We start from the raw sequence: 26229 nt of genomic DNA, 5'->3' as shown, positions 1-26229 counted from the left end.
GCTCAGCTCTTGTCCGCGCCGCTGGTCAGGCCCTCGGTGAGCAGGCGTTCGGCGGCGAAGAACAGGAGTACCACGGGGATCGTCAGCACCACGGAGCCCGCCATCAGGACGGTCTTGGGCACCTCGACGCCGCCGGACAGCTGCGCCAGGCCCAGGGAGACGGTCCACTTGTCGGGATCGGCAGCCAGGAAGAGCAGCGCGAAGAGGAACTCGTTCCAGGCGATCATGAACACGTACAGGCCGGTCGCCATCAGGGACGGCAGTGCGAGCGGCAGGATCACCTTGCGGACGGTCTGCAGGCGGCTGCAGCCGTCGAGTGCCGCCGCCTCCTCGACGGAGCGGGGGATGGTGACGAGGTAGTTCTTCAGCATGTAGACCGACACCGGCACGGTCTGCGCGACGTAGACCACGGCCAGTCCGACCAGGCTGGAGGACAGCCCGAGCCTGGCGAAGATGACGAACAGCGGGACGGCGAGCAGGGTCGCCGGGAACAGGTACACGGCCAGGAACAGCGCGCTGACCTGGCGGTGGCCGAAGAACCTCAGCCGGCTGACGGCGTAGGCGCCCGGCACGGCCGCCAGCAGGGTCAGGGCGACCGTGCCCAGGGAGACCAGCGCGGAGTTGAGCAGGAACCGCAGGAAGCCCTGGCCGCCGTCGTCGGTGGACCGCAGGACGTCGCGGTAGGTGGACAGGGTGAAGTCCCCGGCCGACACCCACAACGAGCCCGGGTCGAGCAGGAGCGCGTCGATGGGTTTCACCGACAGCAGCAGCATGGAGAAGAAGGGCAGCAGGGTGATCACGGCGAGGAACGCGATGACCAGCCGGCGGAGCACGCCGAAGAGTTGTTCTTCGAACCGAGCCCTGGTCAGGGCGGCCTTTCGCGTCACGACTCCTCCTGGACCCTGGCGCCGAAGAACCTGAAGTAGAGGCCCAGCAGGATGACCAGCGAGACGGCCAGGACGAGTGACTGGGCGGCGGCCGCGCCGACGTCGTAGCGGGCGGTGAGGAAGTCGTAGACGCGGACGGCGGCCACGTCGGTGCCCGCCCCGCCTCCCGTGAGCAGGTAGACGTCGTCGAACTTGTTGAACGTCATGATGAACCGCAGCACGCACAACAGGGCGATGACCGGCATCAGTTGGGGCAGCAGGATGTGGCGGAACCGCTGCGAGACGGTCGCCCCGTCGACCAGGGCGGCCTCCTCCAGTCCGTCCGGCACGGCCTGCAGCCGGGCCAGGAGAAACAGGAAGGCGAACGGGAAGTAGCGCCAGCACTCGAAGGCGATGACGGTCAGCAGGGCCAGCGGGATGTCGAAGTGCAGGCCGGCCAGGTGGACTTCGTAGGTGCGCGCGGACAGGAAGGCGATCGGGTCGTCCCAGCCGAACAGGCGCCGCCCCCAGTCGTTGACCACGCCGTACTGCGGACTCAGGGCGACCTGCCAGGTGAAGGCCACGGCGACGACGGGGGCGACGTACGGCAGCAGCATCGCCGCGCGCAGCAGTCCGCGGCCGCGGAAGGGCCTGCGCAGGGCGAGCGCGGCGGCCAGGCCGAGGGCGACGGAGCCCAGCGTGGCACCGGCGGTGTACAGCAGCGTGGTGGTCAGGCTGGACCAGAAGCCGGCGGAGTCGAAGACCTGGGCGAAGTTGTCGAGGGACCAGTTGCCGAACAGGCCCATGCCCTGGATGTCGACGAGTCTGGCGTCCTGGAACGCCAGCAGTACCGTCCACAAGATGGGCAGGACGACCACCACGAGGACCACGAGGAAGGTGGGGGAGACGAAGGCGAGGCCCGCCCGGTTGGCGCGACGTTCGGCGGTCATCGGGCGGCGGGCCCGGGACGGGGGCGGGCCGGTGGGCTTGGGGCCGGCTTCCCGGCGCTGCGGTGCGCCGGCGGGGGCTGTGGTCATGAGGAGCCCTTCGTGACGTCCGGGCGGGCGGCTACTGCAGGGACTTCTTGAGGGCGGCGACCTCGTCGTCGGCTTCGCGTGCCGCCTCGGAGGGCGAGGTCTGGCCGCCGGTCATGGCGCTGATGGCCTTGGGCACGGGCAGTTCGCCGTTGGTGGCGCCGACGAGGGCCCCTTCGCCCTGGGCGATGCCCCAGCGCCGCATCTTGCCGACGCCGGCGGCGAGTTGGTCGAGCAGACTCGCCGGGAAGACCTCGTCGAACGGCTCGCGGGTGTCGACCCCGATGTCGCTGTGCCGCCAGGCGTCGAGATAGCGGTCGGGCTGCGCGGCCGTCCCCTCGCGGACGGGGATCTTGCCCTCGGGCGCCATGCCGAACCAGGGCTCGTAGCCGCTGCCCATCATGTACTCGACGAACTCGCGGGAGGCGGCCGTCTCGGCCGTCCTGGTGGTCACCCACGAGGTGATCTCGCCGAACTGCGCCGCCTCGGTGGCGTCGGGGCCCTTCATGGCGGTGACGATGCCGCTGTTGCGGGACAGGAACCGCGGGTCCGCCTTGCACGCGGAGCAGCTGGGCAGGGCGTCCTTCCGCAGACCGGCGAGTTCGTCCAGCAGGAACGACGACCAGACGACCATGGAGGAGCGGCCCGCGAAGTAGGTGGCGCGGGTGGAGTCGACGGTCTGGGTGCCCGGGGCGCCGTAGACGCGGGCGAGTTGGTCGTACGTACGGAAGGCGGTTTCGCAACTCGGGGACTCGAGCGCCACGTCGTGGCGGTCGTCGACGAGTTGGCAGTCGTTGGCCAGGGCCAGGCTCTCGAAGCTCTGCGAGGTGAACACGTCACCCGGGTCGGTGGCCGCCGAGACACCGTCGTGGCCGTCGGTGGTCAGCGCCTCGGCGGCGGCCACGGCCCTCGCGTAGGTGTCGGGGGCCGCCAGCTGTTTCCGGTCGAACTGGTCCTTGCGGTACACGAGCAGCTGCAGCCAGGCGTCGGAGGGGACGCCCAGGCTGGTGCTCCCGTCGGAGGTCAGGGCGAGCGCGTTGGCGTTGAAGGTGTCGCGCCCGAGTTCGTCGACGATCCGCTTCGGAATGTCGGTGTTGAGCAACTCGTTCGAGTACATCTGCCAGATCTGGCTCAGCGTGGTGGCCCCGATGACGTCGGGGAGCGTGCCGGAGGCCGCCGCCGACATGATGAGCTGGGGCAACTGGGCCTCGGCGACACCGACCAGACGCACGGTGATGCCGGTCTTCCGCTCGAATCCATCGACGATCTTCTGGGTGGCCGCCACCCGATCCGGAAGGCTCTCCTGGGACCAGACGGTGATCTCACGGTCGGGTCTTCCCGGCCCGGTACCGCTGGAGCAGCCCGTCAGCAGCCCGAACCCCAGAGCTGCCGTGATGCCCACCGCGATCAGCTTCGACCGCCGGCTCTTGGCGCGCATGGCGTGTCCTCAAATCGACTTACGTCTGGTCAGCACGCATCTCAGCACCAGTTTTGCGTGTTGACAAGACATAAGTGCGGGTTATTGTCGACTCAACCGACACCCGCACCCCCTTCGGAGCCATCCGTGGAATGCGCTGTCCAGCCCGCCGACCTACGCCCGATTCCGAGGGGCACCCTCAGGACCGCCGTCCAGGAGCAGCTCCTTCCGGGGGACACCCTGCAGGCCAAGTGGGACATCGCCCAGGAGTCCGGCTACGACGCCATCGAACTGCGCGCCAGAGGCGACTTCCACTTCACCGCCCGCCTCGAGGAACTGCGGCAGGCCCGCAAGGACGGCGTGGTCATGCCGACGGTGTGCGTCGACATGCCGCACTTCTTCGGCGCCTTCGACGAGGACCAACGCCGCGACGCCATCGCCCAGTTGAAGGCACAGCTCACCGTGATCGCGGAACTCGGCGGTCTCGGCGTGCAGACCCCGGCCGCCTACGGCATGTTCTCGCGCCGTCTGCCGCCCTTCGAACCCCCGCGCACCGAGCAGGAGGACCGCGAGATCCTGCTGACCGGCCTGACCGAACTCGGCGAGCACGCGCGGGCGGAGGGCGTCACCCTCTTCCTGGAGCCCCTCAACCGGTACGAGGACCACATGGTCAACCGGCTCGACCAGGCCGCCGACCTGATCCGCGCGACCGGCATGGACTGCATCAGGATCGGCATCGACAGCTACCACATGAACATCGAGGAGAGCGACCCCGTCGCCGCGATCCTCGCCCACGCCGACCTGATCGGCCACGCCCAGGTCTCCGACTCCAACCGCCTCCAGCCCGGCGCCGGCCACCTCGACTGGCCCGCCTGGCTCAGCGCCCTGCACACCATCGGCTACGACGGCCACCTCGTCGCCGAGTGCCGCCTCACCGGCGACCCGATCGAGGCCGTCCGCTCCATCCCCGCCTTCCTGCAGAGGTCCGGCGCGTGAGGGGTCTCCTGGACCGGCCCGCGCCCACCGCGTCCGCAGCCCTGACACTGTGGCGCGGTGCGGCGCGGGTCCTCCTCGACAACTGGACCGGCACCTCCACCGTCCCCTCCCGCACCCTCTACCCCCACCAGTGGAGCTGGGACTCCGCCTTCATCGCCATCGGCCTGCGCCACCTGTCCGCCCGCCGCGCCCAGCGGGAACTCGAATCGCTGCTCGCCGGGCAGTGGGCCGACGGGCGCCTGCCGCACATCGTCTTCAACCCGGCGCTGCCGCACGACGCGTACTTCCCCAGCCCGGACTTCTGGCGGTCCTCCCGCGCCGGCCGGACCGCCGGTGCCCCGTCGGCGCCGGAGACCTCGGGCATCGTCCAACCCCCCGTGCACGCCCTCGCGGCCTGGCTCGTCCATCGCGCGGACCCCGCGGAGTCGCGCCGCCGGGGCTTCCTGGCCCGCGCCTACCCACGGCTCCTCGCCTGGCACGACTACCTGCTCACCCGCCGCGACCTCGGCGGCGGGGGACTGGCGGCCGTCGTCCACCCGTGGGAGCCCGGCATGGACAACAGCCCCTGCTGGGACGGGCCTCTGCAGCGCGTCGACCCCGCCGCACCCGACGCCTACCACCGCGCCGACCTGAACCACGGCAACCCCGCCGACCGGCCCACCGACCTGGACTACGGCCGCTACGTCCGGCTGGCGGCCGACTACCGCGACGCCGAGTACGACGACCAAGCGGTACGGCACCGCTTCGCGGTGGAGGACCCCTGCTTCAACGCCCTGCTGATCGTCAGCGAGTCGGCGCTCGCCGACATGGCAGCCGAGCTGGGCAGGTCGGGTGCACCGCACACGGCACGGGCCGCCGAGCTCACCCGACGGCTCGTCAGCCGCCTGTGGGACGACACGTCCGGCCTCTTCCGCGTCCGCGATCTCGCCACCGACGCCCTCGTCGACGAACGCAGCGTCACCGGCCTCGTCCCGCTCGCCGTCCCGCACCTCTCGCGGGACGTCGTCAAGCGCCTGCACGAGACGCTCGACGGCCCCCACTTCAAGGCACCGGCCACGCACCTGATCCCCAGCTACGACGTCACCGGCCACGCCTTCGACCCCCACCGCTACTGGCGCGGCCCGGCCTGGTTCAACACGGCCTGGCTGATCCACCGGGGCCTGCGCACCCACGGCCTGACGGCGCAGGCCGAGCGCCTGCGGCAGGGTTTCCTCGCGGAGGCGGGCCGCTCCGACTTCGCCGAGTACGTCGACCCCGTCACCGGCGGGGGCCGCGGTGCCCGCCGCTTCTCCTGGACCGCGGCCCTCACCCTCGATCTGCTGCGCACCTAATTGTGCACTGCATTTGAGACAACCTGACCGGAGAAAAGGTGCAGACCTATTCCGGGCGGCCCGCTTCCCCCAGGCTGCCCGGCGCCGAGGGCATATGCCGAAGGTGTGAATGAGTCAGCCTCGCACATCGAATAGTCCTGCCGGTTGATTGTTCAACGGGCGCGCTGCGACAATCCCCTCCCGGCAGCGTCGTCACCCAGCGACGTATGAGCCGGTCGCCGAACAGGGCCCGCAGTCCACCGGAAATGCGAATCACGCGAATTTCGGATTCACGAACCCCCCACAAAGTCCGCGCAGAGCATGAAGGTGCCATTTTGTCGACTCCCGAACGTGCGGGGCAACGATCGGTGTCCCACGATCCCGCGTACCAGTCCCTCCGCCGCGCCCACCGCAGATTCGGTGGCCGCTCGACGGCCGTCGCCGTCGGTGGATTCCTTCTCTACGTACTGCTGTCCAGCTTCGCGCCCGGGCTGATGAACAGCTCCCTGAGCGGTCACCTCACCCTCGGACTGGCCCTGGGGCTCGGACAGTTCGTGATGATGGCGGTGATCGTGTGGCGCTACCTCGTCCACATGCGCACCCGCGTCACACCGGTGACCCGCGGCCTGCGCGGACTCGCGCGCCACCACGACGAGGTCGCGGCACGAGGACGAGCGGCGGCCGAACCGCCGGTGGCCCCCGGGGCGGGGGAGTTCCGCCCGTGGTGACGACCGGCGCCGCGGTCGTGGACCGCTTCGGCCTGCAACTGACGCTCGTGCTCTTCCTGTCCGTGGTCGTGGTCACCCTGTTCACCGCGCTGCTGACCGCACCGCAGCGCGACGAGATCAGCGAGTTCTACCTCGGCAACCGCACCATGAGCCCGCTGCGCAACGGGCTGGCGATGTGCGGGGACTACCTGTCGGCCGCGACCCTGCTGGGCAGCACCGGCCTGGTCGCCCTGACCGGATACGACGGACTGCTGTACCTGTGCGGCACCGCGGTCGCCTGGATGATGGTTCTGCTGCTGGTCGCCGAACCCCTGCGCAACGCGGGCAAGTACACGCTGGGCGACACCCTGGCGCTGCGCCTGAAGCACATGCAGCGGCCGGTACGACTTGCCCTGGCCCTGTGCACGCTCGCCATCACCACCCTCTACCTGGTGGCCCAACTCGTCGGCAGCGTCGCCCTGCTGACCCAGTTCACCGGCGAACCCAGCGCCACCACCCGCACCCTGTGCGTCGTCGTCATCGGCACCATCGTCATCGTGTACGCGGCCATCGGCGGCATGCCCGGCGCCACGTTCATCCAGATCGTCAAAGCCGTGATGCTGATCTCGGGTGTCACCGTGACCGCCGTGATGGTGCTGAACCGCTTCGACTGGAACATCGACGCCCTGCTCGCCGCCGCGGCGGACAACAGCGGCTCGGGTACGCGCTTCCTGGAACCCGGGCTCCGCTACGGCGCCAGCACCACCAGCAAACTCGACTTCTTCAGCCTGCAGTTGGCCATCGTCCTCGGCCTGGCCGCGCTCCCGCACGTGATGATGCGGCTGCTCGCCCCGAAGTCGAGCAGCGTCCTGCGCTCCTCCGTGGTGTGGGCCATGGGCCTGGTCAGCCTGGTCTGCCTGGCAGCGGGCATTCTCGGCCTGGGCGCCACCGCCATCGTCGGCCGGGACGCCATCGCGCAGACCGACCGCAAGGGCGACGCGGCCGTTCTGCTGCTGGCGTACGACCTGGGCGGCGCCGTCCTCACCGCCCTCCTGTCCTGCCTGGCCTTCGTCACCCTCCTGGCGGTCGCCGCGGGCCTCACCCTGGCCGCGGCCTCCTCCCTCGCCCACGACCTCTACGGCGAGGTGATTCGCAAGGGCAGGGCGAAGGAGACGGAGGAACTCGCCGTGGCCCGGCTCGCGGCGGTCGTCATCGGCGTCCTCGGCATGCTGCTCGCCCTCATCTCCTGGGGCGCCAACACCGCCACCCTGGCATTCCTCGCCTTCGCCATCGCCGCCTCCGCCATTCTGCCGACACTCGTCTACACCCTCTTCTGGCGGCGCTTCACCGCACAGGGCGCCCTGCTCAGCCTCTGCGGCGGCCTCCTGTGCTCCGTCCTGCTCGTCGTCTTCTCGCCCGTCGTCTCCTCCACCCCCAGCTCGCTCTACCCGTCCGCCGACTTCGCCTGGTTCCCGCTGCAGAACCCCGGTCTCGTCTCCATCCCGGCCGGCTTCCTGCTGGGCTGGCTCGGATCGGTACTGAGCCGGCCCGAACCCCCGGAGACCTACGAGGACTTCGAGGTCCGCACCCTCGTGGGAGTCGACTAGAGGTGTTCGAGGCGTTTGGACCGACAAGTCGTAGCAGCGTGGGTCAACAGACGGTCGGTCCATTCCTCCGTCCCTTTGAGGCCGGATGGTGAATGTGTGGAGTTTTCGTTCCCCATCCATGCGCAGGAGGTGCCCAGGTTGTGCGGTACGGCTCCGGAAAGCTCAGTCACTCGATGCGGGCTTGCGGCAACAACTTATGTGCAGTACTTAGATGAATCATGAATTTGTTCAGCCGGGGCACCCCGTTCCGCCGCACGGAACCGGCCACCGCTCCCAAGCCCCCCACAGCGTCACCGGCTGCCGCCACCACAGCCCTTCTGGATCCCGCACTGGCAACGCTGACCGGGGAATGGGTCATCGACCCCGCCCACAGCAGGATCGGTTTCTCCGTGCGCCACGCCATGGTCACCACGGTGCGCGGAGCCTTCACGGAATACCAGAGCCGCCTGTACTTCGACGGCCGCGACCCGGCCCGCTCACAGGCGGAAATCATCATCAACACCGCCAGCGTCGACACCGGCGTGGAACAACGGGACGCCCACCTGGTGGGCCGTGACTTCCTTGACGCCAGGGCCTATCCACGCATGCGTTTCACCAGCACCTCGGTCGAACTCGCGGACGCCGACGTCTACCGCATGACCGGCGACCTCACCATCAAGAACTCCACCCGCCCCGTCGTCCTGGAACTCACCTACATAGGCCACGTCACCGACCCCTTCGGATACGACCGTGTCGGCTTCGACGGCACCACCACCATCGACCGCTCCGAATGGGGCCTGACGTACAGCACCAGACTGGCCGAAGGCGGTGCCATGGTGAGTGAAAAGGTGCGTCTCCAATTCGACATCGCCGCAATTCGCACTCCGCCCGTCGGCTGACGGAATTCGGACGTCGGTCTCCGTCCGGCTACCAGTGCAGCGGAAGGCCGGCGAGGTAGTCGTCGAGCAGGCCGGAGATGATCCGGTGGTCGTTGAGGGAGGGGTGCCAGTCGCAGCCGAGGTGGTCCAGACCGGGGTCGTCGTAGTACCAGTGGCGGACCCGGTCGTCGCCCTGCCGGTTGCGCTCCTGGACGATGCGCAGGGCGGCCCGCGTGAACGCCGTGGTGTTGGACAGGTGGGCGGCGCTGACCACGATGAAGGTCTTCGGGCCGTACCGGGCGCGCAGCTTGTCGAGAAAGCCCTGATACGCGGTCTCGTAGGCGGCGACCAGCTCGTCCTCCGTGCTCCAGCGCTCGCCGGGATTGAGCGGCGTGGAGAAGTCGTTGATGCCCAGACCGACCACGACCACCTGGGGCCGCCAGGTGCCGGGATTCCGCCAGACATCGCCCTCGACGTTCAGCAGCGCCCGATCGTAGTAAGTGCGGAAGTCGGTATCAGGACTGCTGCCGTTGTAGTTGCGGACCATGCCCCGGCCGGAGAAGGCGTTGATCTGGTAGTCGGCATTGAGCTTTCGGGCGGTGAGGGCGCCGAAGGAGAGGTCGGCGTTGCTGTTCCGGTTCACTCCTCCGTTGGTCGAGCAGTCGCGTGTGCCGGAGACATTGCCGTATCCGGCGGTGAAGGAATCACCGATGAACTCGATCTGCCGGCTCCGCGCCCGCGGCCCGGGGAGGACGGCGCCACCGGGAGGGGCGACGAACCCGCCGAACCGGCCTGCCGCCCACGGGCTCTCGGTGCGCTTGACGAGCCGCACGCCGTGCTCGGCGTCGGAGAGGCCGTCGACCCAGGAGAGGGTCCGGCCCGGAGTGACCAGCGTGGCGAGGGTCGTTCCGTCGATCTGGACGTCGTAGTCGTTGTCGGCGTCGTCGAGGGCGATGCCGACGCCGGTACCGCGGAAGCGGCCCTCGAAGCAGATGCCGGGCCAGGTGTATCGCACCCACCCGTCGGCGGCGCTCTTGACCCGGCCCACCGTGTGGTACAGGGTCCGCGCGCCGGATGCCTGCGCGGGAGGGGCGATCGCGGCGACGGCGCCCGCAGCGGCGGCGGTCATCAACGTTCTCCTGGATAAGCGGCCAGGCGTGTGCATGTGGCCCTCCTCTGTGATGGCGGCGTGGGCATGGAGTCATGAGAGCGCTCCCGTGACTCGGTTCCATAGAAAGTGACCGCCACTCAGGCCTCCGTCAACCCCTGGCGAAAACCTGGTCCCGGCGGTCGGCGGCCCTCATGAGATCGTTGGCCCTGCGACCACCGAGACACCGGCGCGCCCGTTCGCGCGGCACCGGTGCCAGGGACGTCGGGATGCCGAGCCTGTCGGCCGTTATGACCATGGAGGGAGAGCCAGGGCAGGGACCCGAGGTACGCAGGGAGACCGATGACACCGTGCATACCGATGACACCGTGTATGCGGAACGCCGGAACCCCGAGGGCCCCCCGACGCACCATGAACGCGAACCGACGAACCACGAGCGAGGCCGAGCCGGACGGCTCCGACAGACACGAGGGGTCCGCGCGAGCGCTGGCCCGGCTCGCCCTGCTGTGCGTGGCCGGCGCCGTCGCGTCAGTGGTCGCCGGCGCCGGCCAGTGGTTCATCCTGCTGCTCGGCCTCGCCGGACTCGCCCTGGCCGGCGCGGGCATCTGGTGGGCCCTCGCGCACCGGGGAGTGGCGCGCCTGCTCGGTGCCCTGCTGGCGCTGGCCGCACCCGTAGGTGTCCTGATGCTGTACGCCGTATCGGGCCTGTGGCCGGTGGCGGTGACCGCGCTCGCCTTGTGGGCGGCGGCGCTGGCCTGCGCCAGGAGCGCGCTGCGGCGCCTGCGCAAGCCGCACGGCGTACGCTCCCGTTCTGCCCGGCCGCCCCGCCGCCCGGTACTGATCATGAACCCGCGGTCCGGGGGCGGAAAGGTCTCCCAGCACGGGCTGGCCGAGCGGGCCGAGGCGTTGGGCGCCCGCGTGATGATGCTCGACCTCGACGCCGGACCGGACGCGGTGACGCTGGCTCGGCGGGCCGTGGCCGAGGGCGCGGACCTGCTCGGCGTGGCGGGCGGTGACGGTACGCAGGCCCTGGTGGCGGGAGTGGCGGCCGAGCACGGGGTGCCGTTCGTCGTCCTGGCGGCCGGGACCCGCAACCACCTGGCCATGGACCTGGGCCTGGACCGCGACCACCCGGTGAGCGGCCTGGACGCCCTCTCGGACGGCGTGGAACTCCGTATCGACCTGGGCGACGTGGCCGGGCGGCCGTTCGTCAACACGGTCTCCTTCGGGGCGTACGCGGAGATCGTGCAGAGTCCCGACTACCGGGACGCCAAGGCGGCCACCGCGCTCGACCAGCTGCCGGGCCTGCTGGTCGGCGAGACCGGCACGGTCCTGGAGGTCCAGACCGACGACGCCCGCGTGCACGCCCCGCAGACGTTGCTGGTGAGCAACAACCCCTACGGACGGGCCGACCCCCTCGGCGGCGGGCGCAGACCGCGGCTCGACGGGGGCACGCTCGGCGTGATCGCGATCCGGGTGGAGGGCGCGGCGCAGGCCGCCGAACTGGCGCTGCGCGGTGAACGGGCCAGCAGCATCACCTCCCTGACGTCGCGTCGGGTGGTCGTGAACGCCGACGAGGAGCTCATTCCGGTGGCCGTCGACGGTGAAGCGCTCACCCTGCCCCCTCCCGTGGTGTGCACGGTGCGTCCCGGCGCACTGCGCGTGCGCGTGCCCAGACATCGTCCCGGCGCCTCGTACGTCGCGCCCTCCGTCGACTGGCGGCGGGTGGTCCGCCTCGCACTCGGCCACGATCCCCTTCCGATCCGCACGAACCAGGAGCAGAGCGATGCTTGACCGCCCGCTGCCGCACGACCGGTCACAGCGAGGTCTGATGCGTGATCTCGCCGCCCTCGACCAGGCGCTCTACGAGGCCGTGACGGTCACCAGGACGCCCGCGTTGGACGCCGCCCTGCGGCGGTTGTCCGCGGCGGCGGACCACTCGAAGATCTCCTTCATGGTCGCCGGGTTCCTGGCGCTGCGCCCCGGTCGGCCGCGTCGCGCCGCCGTTCTCGGCCTCGCCGCCGTCGGCGTCGCCTCGACGACCGCCAACCTGCTCGGCAAGCGTCTGGTCCGCCGGCCCCGGCCCCACCGCGCCGAGGACTCGCCGTTTCCGTGGCGGCACGTGCCCATGCCGGCCTCCGCGTCCTTCCCCTCGGGCCACACGGCCTCGGCCGTCGCCTTCGCCGCGGCCGTGGGACCCGCGTTCCCGGCAGCCACGGTTCCCCTCGGCCTGCTGGCCTGCGCGGTGGGCTATTCACGGATCCACACCGGCGTGCACTACCCGGGAGACGTCGTCGCCGGCGCCGTACTGGGAACAGGTGCGGCGGCCGCGGTCCTCGCGGCGGCCCGCTGGGACGACTGAGCAGGGGCGCGCTCCGCCGCCCAGGGACGGGGACATGGAGAGGCACCGAACCGCCGCGACCGGCCGCGGTGCCGTGGTACCCGGACGCGTGACGGCGCGGACGCCGAGCCACGGGCACGGGAGGCGGGCGGATCCACGAACTGGATCCGCCTCCCGCCGGGCGTGACCGGGGCGTGCCGAGGCCCGGGGGCGCCGCAGAACCTTCCTGGCGTGCACGGGACGCAACCTCCGGGCAACAGCCCGGGAGTCTTCCTGCGGAAGCCGACCCGCAGCGGCGCACGACAGCGGCCAGGAGCTGGGGACCAAGGGCTGGGGAAGACCGGCCGCATCGAGCGCGCCGCCCACCGAGTGGAGCGAGGCGGGGCCGACTTCAGCGGCTGCGGCCTCCCGCCCTCGCCCGCCGAAAGGCGCCGACCGAATCTGTCGCGGTCGGCTGCAGCGGCGCCCCCGCCCAGCCGGCCTCGGCATGCCGGCCCGCGGCCGCCGGTCAAGGGGGCGCGGTGGCGGTACGGCCACGGATGACGCGCAGGAGGTCCAGTTTCCCCGCGTCGCTGCTTCCGGTCGCTGCCGTGTAGGTGACCATGCGCAGGTCGGCGCCGGGGACGACGAGGACGTCGCAGTCGAGCAGGATGTCGCCGGTCTCCGGGTGCCGGATCGTCTTGCGGTCGGTGGTGTGCTGGACGGCGGCCGTCTGCGTGGCCCAGTGACGGGCGAAGGTGCCGGACGTTTCTCGCAGTTCCGTCAGGAGACGATCGAGTTGGGCGTCCCCGGGATAGCGGGAGGCGGCGTCCTTGAGGTCGGCGACGATCGACGCCTCGAAGGCGTCCTGTCCGCGCTCGGACTGCACGGGCAGCATCGCGGCGTGGGCGAGGCCGTTGCCGAACAGGGCGCGGGCGAGGTTGCGTTCGGCGGCCGGGACCATGGTGGGGTCGCCGTGCAGGGCGCTCCACGCGGTGTTCCACCACACCAGGGTCCAGTCGGCGGCGAACACCCCGATCGGGACGTCGCCCAGGCGCGCGGCGAGCCGTTGGATCCCCGCGGGCACATGGGTGCTGACCGTCCCGTCCCGCGGCGGCAGGAGCCCGGCGCCGCGGTACAGCTGGTCGCGCTCGGCGCGGGAGAGCTGCAGGGCCCGGGCGAGGGCACCGACGACCTGGGCCGAGGGGTTCTTCGCGCGCCCCTGCTCCAGGCGCAGGACGTAGTCGACGGACAGCCCGGCCAGCTGCGCGAGTTCCTCGCGGCGCAGTCCCGGAGCACGACGGCCGTCCGTCACGGTGAAGCCCGCGTCGGCCGGGGAGAGGCGGTCGCGCCAGGCACGCAGGAGTGCGGCGAAGTCGGAACGGGAGGCAGCCATGGGTTCATTCTCGCCGCCCGGCGCCGCATCAGCCTGGGTACTGCCAGTCCTAGTGACGGGGACGGCACTGGTTGGGGTGGTCAGCGGCGGCGAGTGTGGAGATGCGCCTGAACCGGGCGCCCACAGCTGAGCAGTTGAGGAGTCCCCATGAAACACACCATCGTGATGACGGGCGCGAGCCGCGGGATCGGCCGTGTCGCCGCGGAGCACATCCTGCGCCGGTCTCCGGACGCGCACCTGCTCGTGGTGGCCCGCGGATCCTCCGGTGCGCAGCTCGTCGCGGAACTCGGCGCGGGCGGGCACAGGGTCTCGTACGTCGCGGCGGACCTCGGCTCGCTGGAGAGCGTCGGCGCGGCGGCCATCGGGATCCGCGACCGGCTCGACGGCGGTGAACTGCCGCCGCTGCGCGGCTTCGTCGGGAACGCGGGCATCCAGTACACGAACGCGCTCACCGAGGGACCCGACGGGTTCGAGTCCACCTTCGCCGTCAACGTGCTCGCCAACCACCTGTTCGTCCGGCTGCTCCGGGACCGCTTCGCCGCTCCCGCGCGGATCGTGATCACCACCAGCGACACCCACTTCGGCGACTTCCGGCACAACCTGGGCATGGTGCCCGGCCCGTCCTGGAGGTCCCCGGACGTCCTGGCCCGCGCGGGTGCCTTCCCCAAGCCGGACACCACCGCCGCCGGCCGCACCGCGTACTCGACGAGCAAGCTGGCCGCCCTCTACCTCGTGCACGAGTACGCGCGCCGCCTGCCGGCCGGGATCGACGCCGTTGCCTACAACCCCGGTTTCGTCCCCGGCACCGGTCTCGCCCGCAACGCGGACCCCGTCTCCCGGTTCGCGATGCGCCGCGTCCTGCCGACGCTGACCCTCACCCCGTTCGCCACCAGCCGGAGCGCCGCGGGCCGCTGCCTGGCCGACGTCGTCCTCGGCACGACACGGGCGCCGACCGGCTCCTACGTCGACCGCGCCCGGGTGGACCGCTCGTCGCGGGAGTCCTACGACCCACAGCGCGAAGCCGAACTCTGGGCTGCCGCCGAACGGTTCACCGAGGCACACGCCGCCAGGACGGATGCGCCCTGAGGTGAGAATCGGCGTCCTGCGGCGCCACCGCCTCATCAGGTCACTTGTCCCGGACCCTTGACTCGGAGCGCCTCCAGTCGCGATCCTCGTCGCATATCTTGCGCCGGTCATGACAATCCCGCCTCCGGGTCCCGGGATCGTCGGGCTCCTCGACCGCGCCACCCCGCCGACCGAGGGACGTGGGCAGTGACCATGACCGGACGCCCGTACCGCAGGCGCAAAGACGTCACCGTCGTCTCGCTGCTCCTCCTCGTGCTGGCCATGACCCTCGGCCCCACGCCGAGTTCGGCGGCCGGCACCGACTGGTGGGTACCGACCGCACGGCCGGCGCCGGACTCGCAGATCAACGTCAGCGGCGAGCCGTTCACCGGCACCAACGCCGAGGGCGAGGTGCGCGGGTTCGTCGACGCGCACAATCACCTGATGTCCAACGAGGCCTTCGGCGGCCGGCTCATCTGCGGCAAGACGTTCTCCGAGGCGGGCGTCGCCGACGCGCTCAAGGACTGTCCCGAGCACTACCCGGACGGCACGCTCGCGATCTTCGACTACATCACCCACGGCGGTGACGGCAGGCACGACCCGGTCGGCTGGCCGACGTTCAAGGACTGGCCGGCGTACGACTCGATGACCCATCAGGCGAACTACTACGCCTGGGTGGAGCGGGCCTGGCGCGGCGGACAGCGCGTCCTCGTCAACGACCTCGTCACCAACGGCATGATCTGCTCGGTGTACCCCTTCAAGGACCGCGGCTGCGACGAGATGACGTCGATCCGGCTCCAGGCGAAGCTGACCTACGACCTGCAGGCGTACATCGACAAGATGTACGGCGGCCCCGGCAAGGGCTGGTTCCGGATCGTCCTCGACAGCGCGCAGGCCCGACAGGTCATCGAGCAGGGCAAGTTGGCGGTCATCCTGGGCGTCGAGACGTCCGAGCCGTTCGGCTGCAAGCAGATCCTGGACATCGCGCAGTGCAGCAAGGCCGACATCGACGCCGGGCTCGACGAGCTGTACGGGCTGGGCGTGCGCAGCATGTTCCTGTGCCACAAGTTCGACAACGCGCTGTGCGGGGTCCGCTTCGACGAGCACGGGCTCGGTACGGCGATCAACGTCGGCCAGTTCCTGTCGACGGGTACCTTCTGGCGGACGGAGAAGTGCACCGGTCCGCAGAAGGACAACCCCATCGGCGGCGCGGCGACCGAGGCCGAGGCGGACCTCCCGGACGGAGTCGAGGTCCCGGAGTACGAGGCGGACGCCCAGTGCAACGTCCGCGGCCTCACGGACCTCGGTGAGTACGCCGTGCGCGGCATGATGAAACGCAAGATGATGCTGGAGATCGACCACATGAGCGTCAAGGCCACCGGCCGGGTGCTCGACATCTTCGAGGCCGCCTCGTATCCCGGCGTGCTCTCCTCGCACAGCTGGATGGACCTCAACTGGACCGAGCGGGTCTACGCGCTCGGCGGCTTCGTCGCCCAGTACATGCACGGTTCCGAGGAGTTCAGCGCGGAGGCGAAGCGCACGGACGCGCTGCGCGAGAAGTACGGCGTGGGATACGGCTACGGCACCGACTTCAACGGTATCGGCGACCATCCCGCCCCGCGCGGCGCGGACGCCGCCGACAAGGTCACGTACCCGTTCAAGAGCGTCGACGGCGGCTCCGTCATCGACAAGCAGACCACCGGTCAGCGCACCTGGGACCTGAACACCGACGGGGCCGCCCACGCCGGCCTCGTCCCGGACTGGATCGAGGACATCCGCCGCGTCGGCGGCCAGGACGTGGTCGACGACCTCTTCGGCGGCGCGGAGTCCTACCTCGACTCCTGGGGAGCGTCCGAGCGGCACCAGGCCGGGGTGAACCTCGCCAAGGGCGCCGCGGCCGCGGCCAGTTCGGCGGAGTCGAACCCCGTCACCAGCTACGCGCCCGGCCGGGCCGTGGACGGCGACGGCGGCACCCGCTGGGCCAGCGACTGGAGCGACGACCAGTGGCTGCGGATCGACCTCGGCGCCACCCACCGCGTCGGACGCGTCACGCTCGACTGGGAACGCGCGTACGGGAAGTCGTACCGCATCGAACTCTCCACCGACGGTGTGAGCTGGCGGACCGCCTGGTCCACGACCGCCGGTGACGGCGGCCTGGACACGGCCCGGTTCGCCGGCACGCCCGCCCGCTACGTCCGCGTCCTCGGCCTCGACCGCGGCACCGACTGGGGATACTCGCTCCACGAGGTGGGCGTCCACAGCAGCTGACGGCCGACCCCACCCGGCAAGAACCCGGCAAGAGCACGAGAGCACCAGGACAGGACGCGCATATGGCTCGGATGCCGTTGGTGGAACGGCGCCGGCAGCTCACCGAAGCGGCGATCAGGGCAATGGCCCGGGACGGCGTCGCCAAGACGACGACCCGGTCCATCGCCGCCGAGGCGGACGTGTCCCTGAGCGTCTTCCACTACTGCTTCGACTCCAAGCAGGCCCTGATCGAGTCCGTGATCACCACCATCACCGACCACTACGTGACCCTGGTGAAGGAGGCCCTGCGCCCCAGAGCCACGCTCGAGGAGACCGTCCGGGCCGGCTTCCAGGCGTACTGGGACCACGTCCGCGCCCATCCCGACGAACACATGCTCACCTACGAACTCACCCAGTACGCCCTGCGCCAGCCAGGGTTCGAGCACCTGGCGCGACGCCAGTACGAGCTGTACGCCGACGCCTACACCGAGCTCATCGACCAGCTCCGCCAGGACATGCGCCTCCAACTCCGCGTCCCCGTCCCGGTACTGGCCCGCTACCTGGCCGCCATGACCGACGGCCTGACCCTCAACTACCTGGTGCTCGGCGACGCGACCACCTGGACCGACATCCTCGACACGATCACTGCCCACATCGCCGGCCTGGTCGACGCCGACAGCACCTCGACGCCCCGGCCGGACGTCCTTCACTGAGGGGCGCCATGTCCGTTTCCGGCGCAGGATGGGATGAGGAAACGACTATCTCGGGGGACTCTCCAACGGGAGGCCACCATGACGGCGTCGCAGAGCGAGGAATCCACCCGGGCGGGAGAAAGCAGGCCCCTGTGGGCCGGGATCGCCGGGATCCTGGCCGGCGCACTGATGATCGCCGGCCATGTCCTGACCTGGCGAACGCCGGACACCGAGGACGACGACGCGATCCGTGAGGTCGTGACGTTCTACTCCAAGGACAGCAACCAGGCACTCGCCGAGACCTCCGCCCTGCTGCTGCTCGCGGCCGGACTGGCGTTCCTGTGCTTCCTGCCGGTACTGGTACGCGCCGCCGGCGGCCGCTCCACCCTCGCGCTCACGGGCGGGACCGTCTTCGTGGTGCTTCTCATGGTCGCGGCGATCGCCGGGAACATCTACGGCATCACGGCGAACCACGTCGACGTCTTCCGGGTCGTACCCGGCCCTGATCGCGATCCTGCTGATGGACGTGGCGTACGGGGGACTCGTCGCGGCGATGGTGGGCGCCGCGGTGCTGCTGCTCGCCCTCTGGCGCACTTCCCGTGGCACCGAAGGTGTCGCGATGCTGCCCTCGTGGCTGACCTGGGCCGCTCTCGTCGTGGGTGTGCTGTGCCTGGCGGGGCCGTTCAGTGCCTGGCTGACCCCGATGCTGCTGGCGGTGTGGCTGGTGGCGGCCGGCCTCGTGGTGATGCTGAAGCGAGCGTGAGGCCGGGCGAGGGCACCGGTTCAGCGCAGGTCGAGCCGCATCAGGACGCGGGGGTGTCCGGCCAGCACCGACGTGGTGTCGGCGGCGTGGGTGAACCCGGCGCGTTCGAAGTTCCTCCGCAGCCCGGCGTACGCCATCGTCAGGTCGACCTTGGCGTCGCCGTTGTCGAGGGGGTACGCCTCGATCGCCGGTGCGCCGTGGGCGCGGGCGAACTCGACCGCGCCGGCGATCAGGGCGTGGGAGATCCCCTTCTTCCGGTGACCGGGGCGCACGCGGATGCACCACAGCGACCAGACCGGCAGGTCGTCGACGTGCGGGATCTTGCGGTTGCGCGCGAAGGAGGTGTCCGAGCGCGGTGCCACGGCGGCCCAGCCGACCGGCTCGTCGCCGTCGTAGGCGAGCACCCCCGGAGGGGGGCCCGTACGGCACAGCTCGGCGACGTACTCACCGCGGGCCGGTCCGCGAAGCTCGTTGTTGAGCCTGGAGGGGATCCGGTAGCTCAGGCACCAGCAGACGTTGGCTCCAGGTGACTTCGGGCCGAGCAGGGCACGGACATCCTCGAAGACCGAAGCCGGGCGAACGTCGATGGTCATGGCACCACGATGTCAGGAGGGCCCGCGATACGCAGCCGCGTTTCCGGCGGCGCCTAGACCGGCGCGAAGGAGCGCAGTTCGTCCGCGCCGGATCGCACCACGCCGTAGCTGTGCTCCGGCACCTCGTTCCAGGCTCCTGGCAGATCGCCCAAGGGCTCGGACACGACGAGGCGCGTTTCCTCGGACAGGTCCTTCAGGAACGACACGTCGGGGTGCAGTGCCCGCAGCGAGTCCACGCGGCTGCTGTAGTACAACGAGCGGGCGTCGCCGTCGCTGGCGTAGCGGAACGCCCAGACACTGGTGCCGTCGGTGGTCGCGATGGTCATCTGGAGCGGGGCGGTTATGCCGTGTGCGTGACCCGTGCGCTCGACCAGCCCGGCCATCCGGGCGACCGCCCCCGGAGGGTCGTCCTCGAGTCCCATGGAGAGCGCCAGGAAGAACATCACCTCGGAATCCGTGGACCCCTCGATGGCGGCGAACAGCGAGGGGTCCACGGCCAGGCAGAGGTCCCTGCGCATGGCGGGGAAGCCGGCGATGGCTCCGTTGTGCATCCACATCCAGCGGCCGTGCCGGAAGGGGTGGCTGTTGGTCTGCTGCACTGCCGTGCCCGTCGACGCGCGGATGTGGGCGAAGAAGAGCGAGGACCTGACGTGCCCGGCGATCTCCCGCAGATTGCGGTTGTTCCACGCCGGTCCGGTCTCGCGGACGACGGCCGGGCTGCCGAGGTCCGCGTCCTGCGCGTACCAGCCGATGCCGAAGCCGTCCCCGTTGGTCGTCTCCACGCCCATCCGGGAGTGCAGGCTCTGGTCGATGAGTGAGTGCGCGGGCTTGTACAGGATGGTTTCGAGGAGCTGCGGAGTCCCTGAGTAGACGAGCCACCGGCACATGGCGATCACCTCCGAGGCAGGTCGAGACGCGAGAGGACCGGGGCGGACACAGGGACCCGGCGCCACGACAGCTCCGGCCGCCGCGCTGCCGACGCCCTCCGACGTCGCGCCGGGACGGGCCCATGGGTACCACGGTCGCTCGTGAACCCGTTGATCGCATACGGACGCGTGCGAGCACCGTCTCCACCTCTGGGTGTGGGTGGAGACGAGCGTGCGCGGTGGCTCAGGACGAGCGCAAGGGGATGGTCTCGAGCAGTTCGGCGGCCATCCGGCGGGCGGGCGCCGCGGTCTGGTCGGCGATGCGGTGGAAGGTGTCGTGCGCGGGCTGCGCCGGCCAGTCGGCGGGGAGGTGCCGGGCGGGCAGGCGTGGGTCGGTGCGGATGATGTCGAGCCACTCGCTGATCAGACGCAGCCGGTTGCCGACCGGGTCGCCGGAGCCGGTGTCGAGCCAGGCGGTCCAGTGCTTGTCGAAGTCGGCGTACCGGGCGGCGACGCTGTCCAGGTCCCAGGTGTCGCGGATCATCAGGCCGACGTCGGTCGCGTCGTCGGCCGTGGCGTGGAAGATCTTGACGTGGGCCGCGAGGCCGAGTTCGGCGACGATGCCGGAGACGTCGACGTCACCGGGTGCGATCCACAGGCCGCTGTACAGGGCGCCGAAGCCCGACCAGGTGAGCCGGGAGCGCAGGTCGTGACGCTGGCGCTGCCAGGACTCGGGGAGGGAGAAGCCGAGGAGGGTCCAGGTGCCGTCCCAGTCGTCGTTGACGGCGCCGGTGTCCCACAGGCGCTTGCTTCCGTCCCGGAGGATCTCGGCGGCCTGCGGGGTGAGGCCGAAGTACATGCGGCGTCCCTCGCGCTGGCGTTGCAGCAGACCGCGGTTGACCATGCGGGAGAGCGTGGAGCGCACGGCCTGCTCGCCGACTCCGGCCCGGGCGAGGACGTCGATGATGCTGCCCGAGTACACGCCCAGCGGCCCCTCGTCCAGAACGTGGTTGCCGAAGAAGGCGAGCATGAGCGACTGGGGGCGCAGCTGCGGTCCGCTGGGGGCGTCGACGGCGGTCTGCCGGAGTTCTTCGTGCACGTCGACAAGGGTACGGTCGCCCGCCGGAGCCCCCGCGGGCGACCGGGCGTCAGCCGCGGACGCGGTCGGCGGGGTGGGCGAGGTCATAAGGACGCGGGTAGGACGCCGGGCGGTAGTGCACGTAGCGGGCGGGCGTGGTGGGGTCGGCCTCGGCGGCGCGGGCATTGAGGGCGTCGGGGTCGGCGGCCTTCCAACGGCCGGTGGCGATGCGGTCCTTAAGGGTGTGCAGGGCGGCGATCTGCTCGCCGGGGCTGAAGGTGCAGTGGCCCGCGTTCTCGACGTAGGACTGCCGCAACAGGGGAGCGGAGCCCGCGGCGGCGACCGCCCGGCGCAGGGCGCTTTCGGCCTGGACGGGGATGAGTCCGTCGCCGGTGGTGTGGATGTCCAACTGGGGCTTGGTCAGTCTGCCGGTGAAGGAGCTCGTACGGGCCATCTTCTCGACCGCTCCCCGGTCGGCCTTGATGCGGGGCGCCTTGTTCAGCGCGGTGAGGTCGTTGCGCAGGGACAGGCCGGCCTTGGAGTAGAGCTCCGCGACCTCTTTGTGGAGCGGGGAGCGGTGGAGCATCGCCGTGTAGTCGACCCCGGTGTTCCAGGACATGTTGCCGCCCACGCGGCCTTCCGCCTCCTGCCGCCAGGAGAACGCGGGGTAGAGGATCAGGCCCATGACCCCTTGGTACTGGTTGGCCTCCTGGGTGTCCCAGTCGGTGGGTGCCGGGCGGGGCTGGGCGGGGTTGTTCCAGCCGGGGATGTTGTGGAGCGCGGCGGCCAGCGCGATACGGGCCCGGCCGGTGCTGGTGGACTGTGCGCCGGTCACGGCCGCGGACAGGGTGTTCGCCGCCGCGGCGGCCTCGCTCTGGCTGCCGAGTCCCGTCAGCGGGATGCCGGAGTCCGGCGCGAGCAGGGTCCTGAGAGCGAATACCGGGTCGAGGGTGCTGTTCCAGTTGGCGACGCCGCCCTGCACCAGGCCGCACATGGAGAGGGATCCGTTGATGCGCTGCGGGTGGCGTTCGGCGATGGCGGTGGTGACGAGTCCGCCGTAGGAGGTGCCCCAGGCGATGGTCTCGCGGGCCGGGCCGAACCGGCCGGTGAAGGCATCGAGGGTGGCGAGCTGGTCGGGCACCGCGTCCGTGACCGCCCAGCCGGTGGTGGCGTAGGAGGAGCCGATGAGCGCGTAACCGGCTTTCAGCAGCAGGGACTTGGTGGCGTCGTCGGGGGCGTTCTGGGCGGGGTTGGGAGACCCGGCCGGGCGATAGCCGTGGCTGTACAGCAGGACGGTGCCGTTCCAGCGCGCGGGCATGTCCATCAGATAGGCGGCGCCGGACGGCAGCGTGCCCTCGACATGAGCGGTGGAGTCGGCGGCGCGGGCGGCCGGGGAGACCGGGCCGCACAGGAGCAGAGCGGCCAGGACGACCAGGGTGCGGGTTCTGGTGCGGGTTTTCACGGGCGTAGCTCCCTTTCGGGCGGGCGGGCCGTGGGCGCCATCGGGTGCCCGCTCGGCGGGTTTTCCCGGTGGGGGTGGGGAGGTGGCGGTGCTGTCGCAACCTCACTTGTCCGGAGTGCTGACAGCGCGAAGGTAGGTGTGTAGATTGCCGCCGTCAAGAAAGTGCACAACATTCAGTGCTGAGTCATGAGTCGAGCAGCCGTGGCCCGTTCGCCGCTTCGCTGCCTCACTCATCGTCCGCACGCCTCGTGACCAGGGCAGTTCATGCCACTCACACCATCCACCCGTTTGCCTTCCGTCAGGAGGAGCCCATGCAAAGGCGCATTCTCGGGCTTGCCGCAGTACTGATCACCATCGTCGGCGCAGCCGGCTGCGGGTCCTCGGACTCGGGATCGAGCGGGCCGTCGGCCTCGAGCGGGGACAAGACCGCCACCGTGAAGGTCGGCATCATCCCCATCGTCGACGTCGCGCCGCTCTATCTGGGGCAGAAGAAGGGCTTCTTCGACAGCCGCGGCATCAAGCTGGAGATGGTGAGCGCCCAGGGCGGCGCGGCCATCATCCCCGGCGTGGTGAGCGGTCAGTTCCAGTTCGGGTTCAGCAACACCACGTCGCTGATGATCGCCCAGGTCAAGGGAGTTCCGGTCAAGTCCGTGGCCAACGGCGCGGCCTCCAACGGCAAGGTCGGCGCCGACGTCACCGGAGTGGCCGTGAAGCAGGACAGCTCGATCAAGTCGGCCAAGGACCTGGCCGGGCGCACGGTCGCGGTGAACACCCTGCAGAACATCGGGGACACGACGGTGCGCGAGTCGGTCCGTCAGGCCGGCGGCGACCCGTCGAAGGTCAAGTTCGTCGAGATCCCGTTCGACCAGATGCCGGCCGCCCTGGACGGCGGGCGGGTGGACGCCGCCTGGATGGGCGAGCCCGCGATGACGATCGCCAAGGGCCAGGGTGCCCGCGTGGTGGCCTCACCGTTCGCCGAGACGGACCCCAAGCTCACCGTGGCGACGTACTTCACCTCGACCCAGGTGCAGCAGCAGAACCCCGACCTGGTGAAGAAGTTCACCGAGGCCATGACCGAGTCGCTGCAGTACGCCTCCGATCACCCGGACGAGGCGCGTCAGATCCTCGCCACCTACACCAAGATCAGCGGCGATGTGCAGCAGAAGCTCACGCTGCCCAGCTGGCCGGCGAGCGTCGACATGGCCTCCCTGCAGAAGCTGGCCTCCCTCAGTGAGAAGGACGGCCTCTTCGGCGACAAGAAGCCCGATCTGGACGCCCTGTTCTCGTGAGCCACCACGACCTCACCCCTGTGATGGCGCCCGCTGCCGGGCCGGCCATCGGTTCCGGCAGCGCCTCCGGCCGGCGCCGCCCGGTTCCCACCGCTGCCCTGCGCGGCCTGGCCGGACTGGCCGGCCTGGTCGCCGTACTCGAGGTACTGCCGCACGTCGGACTGGTGTCCGCCGACTACCTGCCCCCGGCCTCGGAAACCGGTCGTGCCCTGTGGCAGTTGCTCGCCGAGGACCCGTTCTGGACCGCGCTCGGCGACACCCTGACCGGCTGGGCGCTGGGCCTGGCCATCGCGGTCGGGGCGGGTGTGGTGGCCGGGGTGGCCATCGGCTCCGTGCCCCTGCTGCGTGCCGCGACGGCCTCCACCATCGAGTTCCTGCGGCCGATCCCGTCCGTGGCCCTGATCCCCGTCGCGGTGCTCATGTACGGAACGGACCTGCGGTCGAAGCTGCTTCTGGTGGTGTACGCCTCCTTCTGGCAGGTGCTCGTCCAGGTGCTGGCAGGCATGCAGGACGTCGACCCGGTCGCCGACGACACGGCCCGGAGCTACCGGCTGGGCAGGTGGGGGCGGGTACGGCACGTCATGTGGCCGACCGCGCTGCCTTACGTGATGACGGGCGTACGGCTGGCCGCCACGGTGGCTCTCGTCCTCGCCGTCACCGCCGAACTGGTCATCGGCTCCCCGGGGTTGGGGCGCGAGCTCGCCGTCGCGCAGTCCTCCGGCGCCGTACCGCAGGTCTACGCCCTGGTGCTGGTCACGGGGCTGCTCGGGGTCGCCATCAACCTCGTCGCACGGGCGGTGGAACGCCGCGCGCTGCACTGGCACCAGTCGAACCGCAGGAGAGGGGCCGAGGGATGACCGTCCGTACCGTGTTCCGGCGCGCCCTGCTCGCCGGCGGCCTGCCCGGGGCCTTGTTCGCCCTGTGGTGGTTCACCAGCGCCGGCAGCACCGACTTCTATCTCCCGCCGCTCTCCACCACCCTCGGAAAGTTCGGAGAGGTCTGGACACCCGAGCGGCTCCGGTCGGACGTCCTGCCCAGCCTGCTCCGGCTCACCGCCGGCTACCTCCTCGCCGTGGTCGCCGGAGTGGGACTCGGGCTGGTGGTGGGCACCGGCAGGGTCGTACGGGACGTACTGGAGCCGGTCCTGGAACTCTTCCGTGCCATCCCGCCACCCGTACTCGTACCGGTGATCATGCTGTTCGCCGGCATCGGCGACACCATGAAGGTGATCGTCATCGTCAGCGGCTGCATGTGGCCGATCCTGCTCAACACCGTCGAGGGCGTCCGCGCCGTCGACGAGGTGCTCAGCGACACCTGCCGGTCCTACGGCATCACGGGACCGACGCGCCTGTGGCACCTGGTGCTCAGATCGGCGAGCCCGCAGATCGTCACGGGCATGCGGCAGGCACTGTCGATCGGGATCATCCTGATGGTCATCAGCGAGATGTTCGCCTCCAGCAACGGACTGGGCTTCACCATCGTCCAGTTCCAACGCTCCTTCGCCATCCCCGAGATGTGGAGCGGCGTCCTGCTGCTCGGCCTGCTCGGCTTCCTCCTCTCCCTGCTCTTCCGATTCGCCGAGAACCGCGCCCTGGCCTGGTACCACGGCCTGCGCCGCGCACAGCGCAACCCCTGACAAGGAGACGTCGATGCTCGACGTACAGGACCTGCAGAAGATCTACACCGGCCGCCACCGCAACGTCGAGGCGCTGCGCAACCTCACCTTTCACATCGCCGCGGGCGAACTGGTGTGTCTGGTCGGTCCGTCGGGCTGCGGCAAGACCACCCTGCTCAAGTGCATGGCGGGACTGCTCACTCCCACCCGTGGCGAAGTGCGCCTGGACGGCCGTCCGGTCGACGGGCCGCCGCCCGGCATGGCGGTCGTCTTCCAGGAGTACGGCCGCTCCCTGTTCGCCTGGATGAACGTACGGGACAACGTCGCCCTGCCGCTGCGCCGCAAGAAGCTCGGCACAGCACGTGAGCGCGAGCTGGTCGACCACGCCTTGGAGGTGGTCGGTCTCGCCGACGCCCACCAGGCGTACCCGTGGCAGCTGTCCGGAGGGATGCAGCAGCGCGTCGCCATCGCCCGCGCCGTCGCGTACGAGCCCAAGGTGCTGCTCATGGACGAGCCCTTCGCGGCGGTCGACGCGCAGACCCGCGCCGACCTGGAGGACCTCATCCGGCGCCTGTGGCGCGAACTGGGTGTCACCGTCCTGTTCGTCACCCACGACATCGACGAGGCGGTCTACCTCGGACAGCGCACCCTCATCCTGTCCACGTCGCCGACCGTCGTGCAGGAGGACCTCACCATCGACCTCCCTGACGAGCGCGACCAGTTGCACACCCGCTCCAGCACCCGCTTCGCCGAACTCCGCGCCCACGTCTACGAACAGATCCAGCGAGCCAAGAGGCACAGCGGTGACGTGAACGGGGCGCAGATCGCGGACCGGATGCCGCAGGCGGCTCCGACGAAGGCGCAGACCGGAGTGGTCGGTTCCGAGTAGGCCGTCGGCGGCTGCCGCTCACACGGCCGGGATCCGCCGGCCGAGTGTCCTG

24 protein-coding genes are annotated in these 26229 nt (G+C 70.4%); 15 read left to right on the top strand and 9 right to left on the bottom strand.

The features are described 5' to 3' along the window. Positions 1-2 precede the first annotated feature (2 nt). From AC5P09_RS26500 to AC5P09_RS26490, 3 genes are read right to left on the bottom strand one after another with little or no spacing between them, the layout of a single operon-like run. Positions 3-887 (bottom strand): carbohydrate ABC transporter permease, encoded by an 885-nt coding sequence (locus AC5P09_RS26500; protein ID WP_493876274.1) that lies wholly within the window; start codon positions 885-887, stop codon positions 3-5. Then, positions 884-1903, bottom strand: coding sequence for a carbohydrate ABC transporter permease (locus AC5P09_RS26495; RefSeq protein ID WP_493876273.1), 1020 nt, complete (start codon positions 1901-1903; stop codon positions 884-886). The genes AC5P09_RS26500 and AC5P09_RS26495 overlap by 4 nt, the downstream gene beginning before the upstream one ends. A gap of 31 nt (positions 1904-1934) precedes the next feature. Continuing rightward, positions 1935-3338 carry an ABC transporter substrate-binding protein gene (locus AC5P09_RS26490; protein ID WP_493876272.1) on the bottom strand — a complete coding sequence of 468 codons (1404 nt, stop codon included), beginning with the start codon at positions 3336-3338 and terminating at the stop codon, positions 1935-1937. A gap of 126 nt (positions 3339-3464) precedes the next feature. Between AC5P09_RS26490 and AC5P09_RS26485 the strand changes: the two genes are divergently transcribed. From AC5P09_RS26485 to AC5P09_RS26465, 5 genes are all read left to right on the top strand, one after another. Then, a complete protein-coding gene (locus tag AC5P09_RS26485; protein ID WP_493876271.1) occupies positions 3465-4313 on the top strand; it encodes a sugar phosphate isomerase/epimerase family protein in 849 nt (282 codons plus the stop codon). Then, on the top strand, positions 4310-5644 hold the full coding sequence (locus AC5P09_RS26480) for an MGH1-like glycoside hydrolase domain-containing protein (RefSeq protein ID WP_493876270.1): 1335 nt from the start codon (positions 4310-4312) through the stop codon (positions 5642-5644). The genes AC5P09_RS26485 and AC5P09_RS26480 overlap by 4 nt, the downstream gene beginning before the upstream one ends. Positions 5645-5991: 347 nt before the next feature. Beyond that, positions 5992-6351, top strand: a complete 360-nt coding sequence (locus tag AC5P09_RS26475; RefSeq protein ID WP_493876269.1) for a DUF485 domain-containing protein — start codon at positions 5992-5994, stop codon at positions 6349-6351. Then, entirely contained in the window at positions 6345-7937 is a 1593-nt protein-coding gene (locus AC5P09_RS26470) for a solute symporter family protein (protein WP_493876268.1), read from the top strand. Before AC5P09_RS26475 ends, AC5P09_RS26470 begins: the two co-directional genes overlap by 7 nt. Before the next feature lie 218 nt (positions 7938-8155). Then, entirely contained in the window at positions 8156-8815 is a 660-nt protein-coding gene (locus tag AC5P09_RS26465; RefSeq protein ID WP_493876267.1) for a YceI family protein, read from the top strand. Between the two features lie 28 nt (positions 8816-8843). Here AC5P09_RS26465 and AC5P09_RS26460 read toward each other — a convergent pair whose 3' ends face one another. After that, entirely contained in the window at positions 8844-9923 is a 1080-nt protein-coding gene (locus tag AC5P09_RS26460) for an SGNH/GDSL hydrolase family protein (protein ID WP_493876266.1), read from the bottom strand. Positions 9924-10313: 390 nt separating this feature from the next. Between AC5P09_RS26460 and AC5P09_RS26455 the strand changes: the two genes are divergently transcribed. Together AC5P09_RS26455 and AC5P09_RS26450 are read left to right on the top strand one after the other, a co-directional pair. Next, positions 10314-11696: a diacylglycerol/lipid kinase family protein gene (locus AC5P09_RS26455; protein WP_493876265.1), complete on the top strand. Its 1383-nt coding sequence runs from the start codon at positions 10314-10316 to the stop codon at positions 11694-11696. Continuing rightward, a complete protein-coding gene (locus tag AC5P09_RS26450) occupies positions 11689-12264 on the top strand; it encodes a phosphatase PAP2 family protein (protein WP_493876264.1) in 576 nt (191 codons plus the stop codon). The genes AC5P09_RS26455 and AC5P09_RS26450 overlap by 8 nt, the downstream gene beginning before the upstream one ends. Positions 12265-12751: 487 nt before the next feature. Here the strand turns inward: AC5P09_RS26450 and AC5P09_RS26445 are convergent, their stop codons facing one another. Then, positions 12752-13618: a helix-turn-helix transcriptional regulator gene (locus tag AC5P09_RS26445; protein WP_493876263.1), complete on the bottom strand. Its 867-nt coding sequence runs from the start codon at positions 13616-13618 to the stop codon at positions 12752-12754. A 147-nt stretch (positions 13619-13765) separates the two neighbouring features. On the opposite strand from AC5P09_RS26445, the gene AC5P09_RS26440 reads away from it, so the two are divergent. The 4 genes from AC5P09_RS26440 to AC5P09_RS26425 all read left to right on the top strand — a co-directional run bounded on the left by AC5P09_RS26440 (position 13766) and on the right by AC5P09_RS26425 (position 18385). After that, positions 13766-14704 carry an SDR family NAD(P)-dependent oxidoreductase gene (locus AC5P09_RS26440; protein WP_493876262.1) on the top strand — a complete coding sequence of 313 codons (939 nt, stop codon included), beginning with the start codon at positions 13766-13768 and terminating at the stop codon, positions 14702-14704. Between the two features lie 192 nt (positions 14705-14896). After that, entirely contained in the window at positions 14897-16951 is a 2055-nt protein-coding gene (locus AC5P09_RS26435) for a galactose-binding domain-containing protein (RefSeq protein WP_493876324.1), read from the top strand. A gap of 62 nt (positions 16952-17013) precedes the next feature. Then, on the top strand, positions 17014-17643 hold the full coding sequence (locus tag AC5P09_RS26430) for a TetR/AcrR family transcriptional regulator (protein ID WP_493876261.1): 630 nt from the start codon (positions 17014-17016) through the stop codon (positions 17641-17643). A 499-nt stretch (positions 17644-18142) separates the two neighbouring features. Then, on the top strand, positions 18143-18385 hold the full coding sequence (locus AC5P09_RS26425) for a hypothetical protein (RefSeq protein WP_493876260.1): 243 nt from the start codon (positions 18143-18145) through the stop codon (positions 18383-18385). Between the two features lie 20 nt (positions 18386-18405). Here the strand turns inward: AC5P09_RS26425 and AC5P09_RS26420 are convergent, their stop codons facing one another. The 4 genes from AC5P09_RS26420 to AC5P09_RS26405 all read right to left on the bottom strand — a co-directional run bounded on the left by AC5P09_RS26420 (position 18406) and on the right by AC5P09_RS26405 (position 22384). Next, positions 18406-18978, bottom strand: a complete 573-nt coding sequence (locus AC5P09_RS26420) for a GNAT family N-acetyltransferase (protein WP_493876259.1) — start codon at positions 18976-18978, stop codon at positions 18406-18408. Positions 18979-19031: 53 nt separating this feature from the next. Next, positions 19032-19865: a class II glutamine amidotransferase gene (locus AC5P09_RS26415; protein WP_493876258.1), complete on the bottom strand. Its 834-nt coding sequence runs from the start codon at positions 19863-19865 to the stop codon at positions 19032-19034. A 223-nt stretch (positions 19866-20088) separates the two neighbouring features. Further along, complete coding sequence (locus AC5P09_RS26410) at positions 20089-20943, bottom strand: PaaX family transcriptional regulator (RefSeq protein ID WP_493876257.1); 855 nt, start codon at positions 20941-20943, stop codon at positions 20089-20091. A gap of 49 nt (positions 20944-20992) precedes the next feature. After that, positions 20993-22384, bottom strand: a complete 1392-nt coding sequence (locus AC5P09_RS26405) for an alpha/beta hydrolase family protein (protein ID WP_493876256.1) — start codon at positions 22382-22384, stop codon at positions 20993-20995. Between the two features lie 311 nt (positions 22385-22695). Here AC5P09_RS26405 and AC5P09_RS26400 point away from each other — a divergent pair, with 311 nt between their 5' ends. From AC5P09_RS26400 to AC5P09_RS26385, 4 genes are read left to right on the top strand one after another with little or no spacing between them, the layout of a single operon-like run. Beyond that, a complete protein-coding gene (locus tag AC5P09_RS26400; RefSeq protein WP_493876255.1) occupies positions 22696-23673 on the top strand; it encodes an ABC transporter substrate-binding protein in 978 nt (325 codons plus the stop codon). A 23-nt stretch (positions 23674-23696) separates the two neighbouring features. After that, positions 23697-24530 carry an ABC transporter permease gene (locus tag AC5P09_RS26395; RefSeq protein WP_493876323.1) on the top strand — a complete coding sequence of 278 codons (834 nt, stop codon included), beginning with the start codon at positions 23697-23699 and terminating at the stop codon, positions 24528-24530. Continuing rightward, on the top strand, positions 24527-25309 hold the full coding sequence (locus AC5P09_RS26390; RefSeq protein WP_493876254.1) for an ABC transporter permease: 783 nt from the start codon (positions 24527-24529) through the stop codon (positions 25307-25309). The genes AC5P09_RS26395 and AC5P09_RS26390 overlap by 4 nt, the downstream gene beginning before the upstream one ends. Before the next feature lie 13 nt (positions 25310-25322). Further along, positions 25323-26177 carry an ABC transporter ATP-binding protein gene (locus AC5P09_RS26385; protein ID WP_493876253.1) on the top strand — a complete coding sequence of 285 codons (855 nt, stop codon included), beginning with the start codon at positions 25323-25325 and terminating at the stop codon, positions 26175-26177. Positions 26178-26229 lie beyond the last annotated feature (52 nt).

This window comes from Streptomyces sp. a15 (assembly GCF_059026085.1).
The sequence above is the reverse complement of the archived record's forward strand: the minus strand, read 5'-3'. Positions and strand labels throughout refer to the sequence as shown.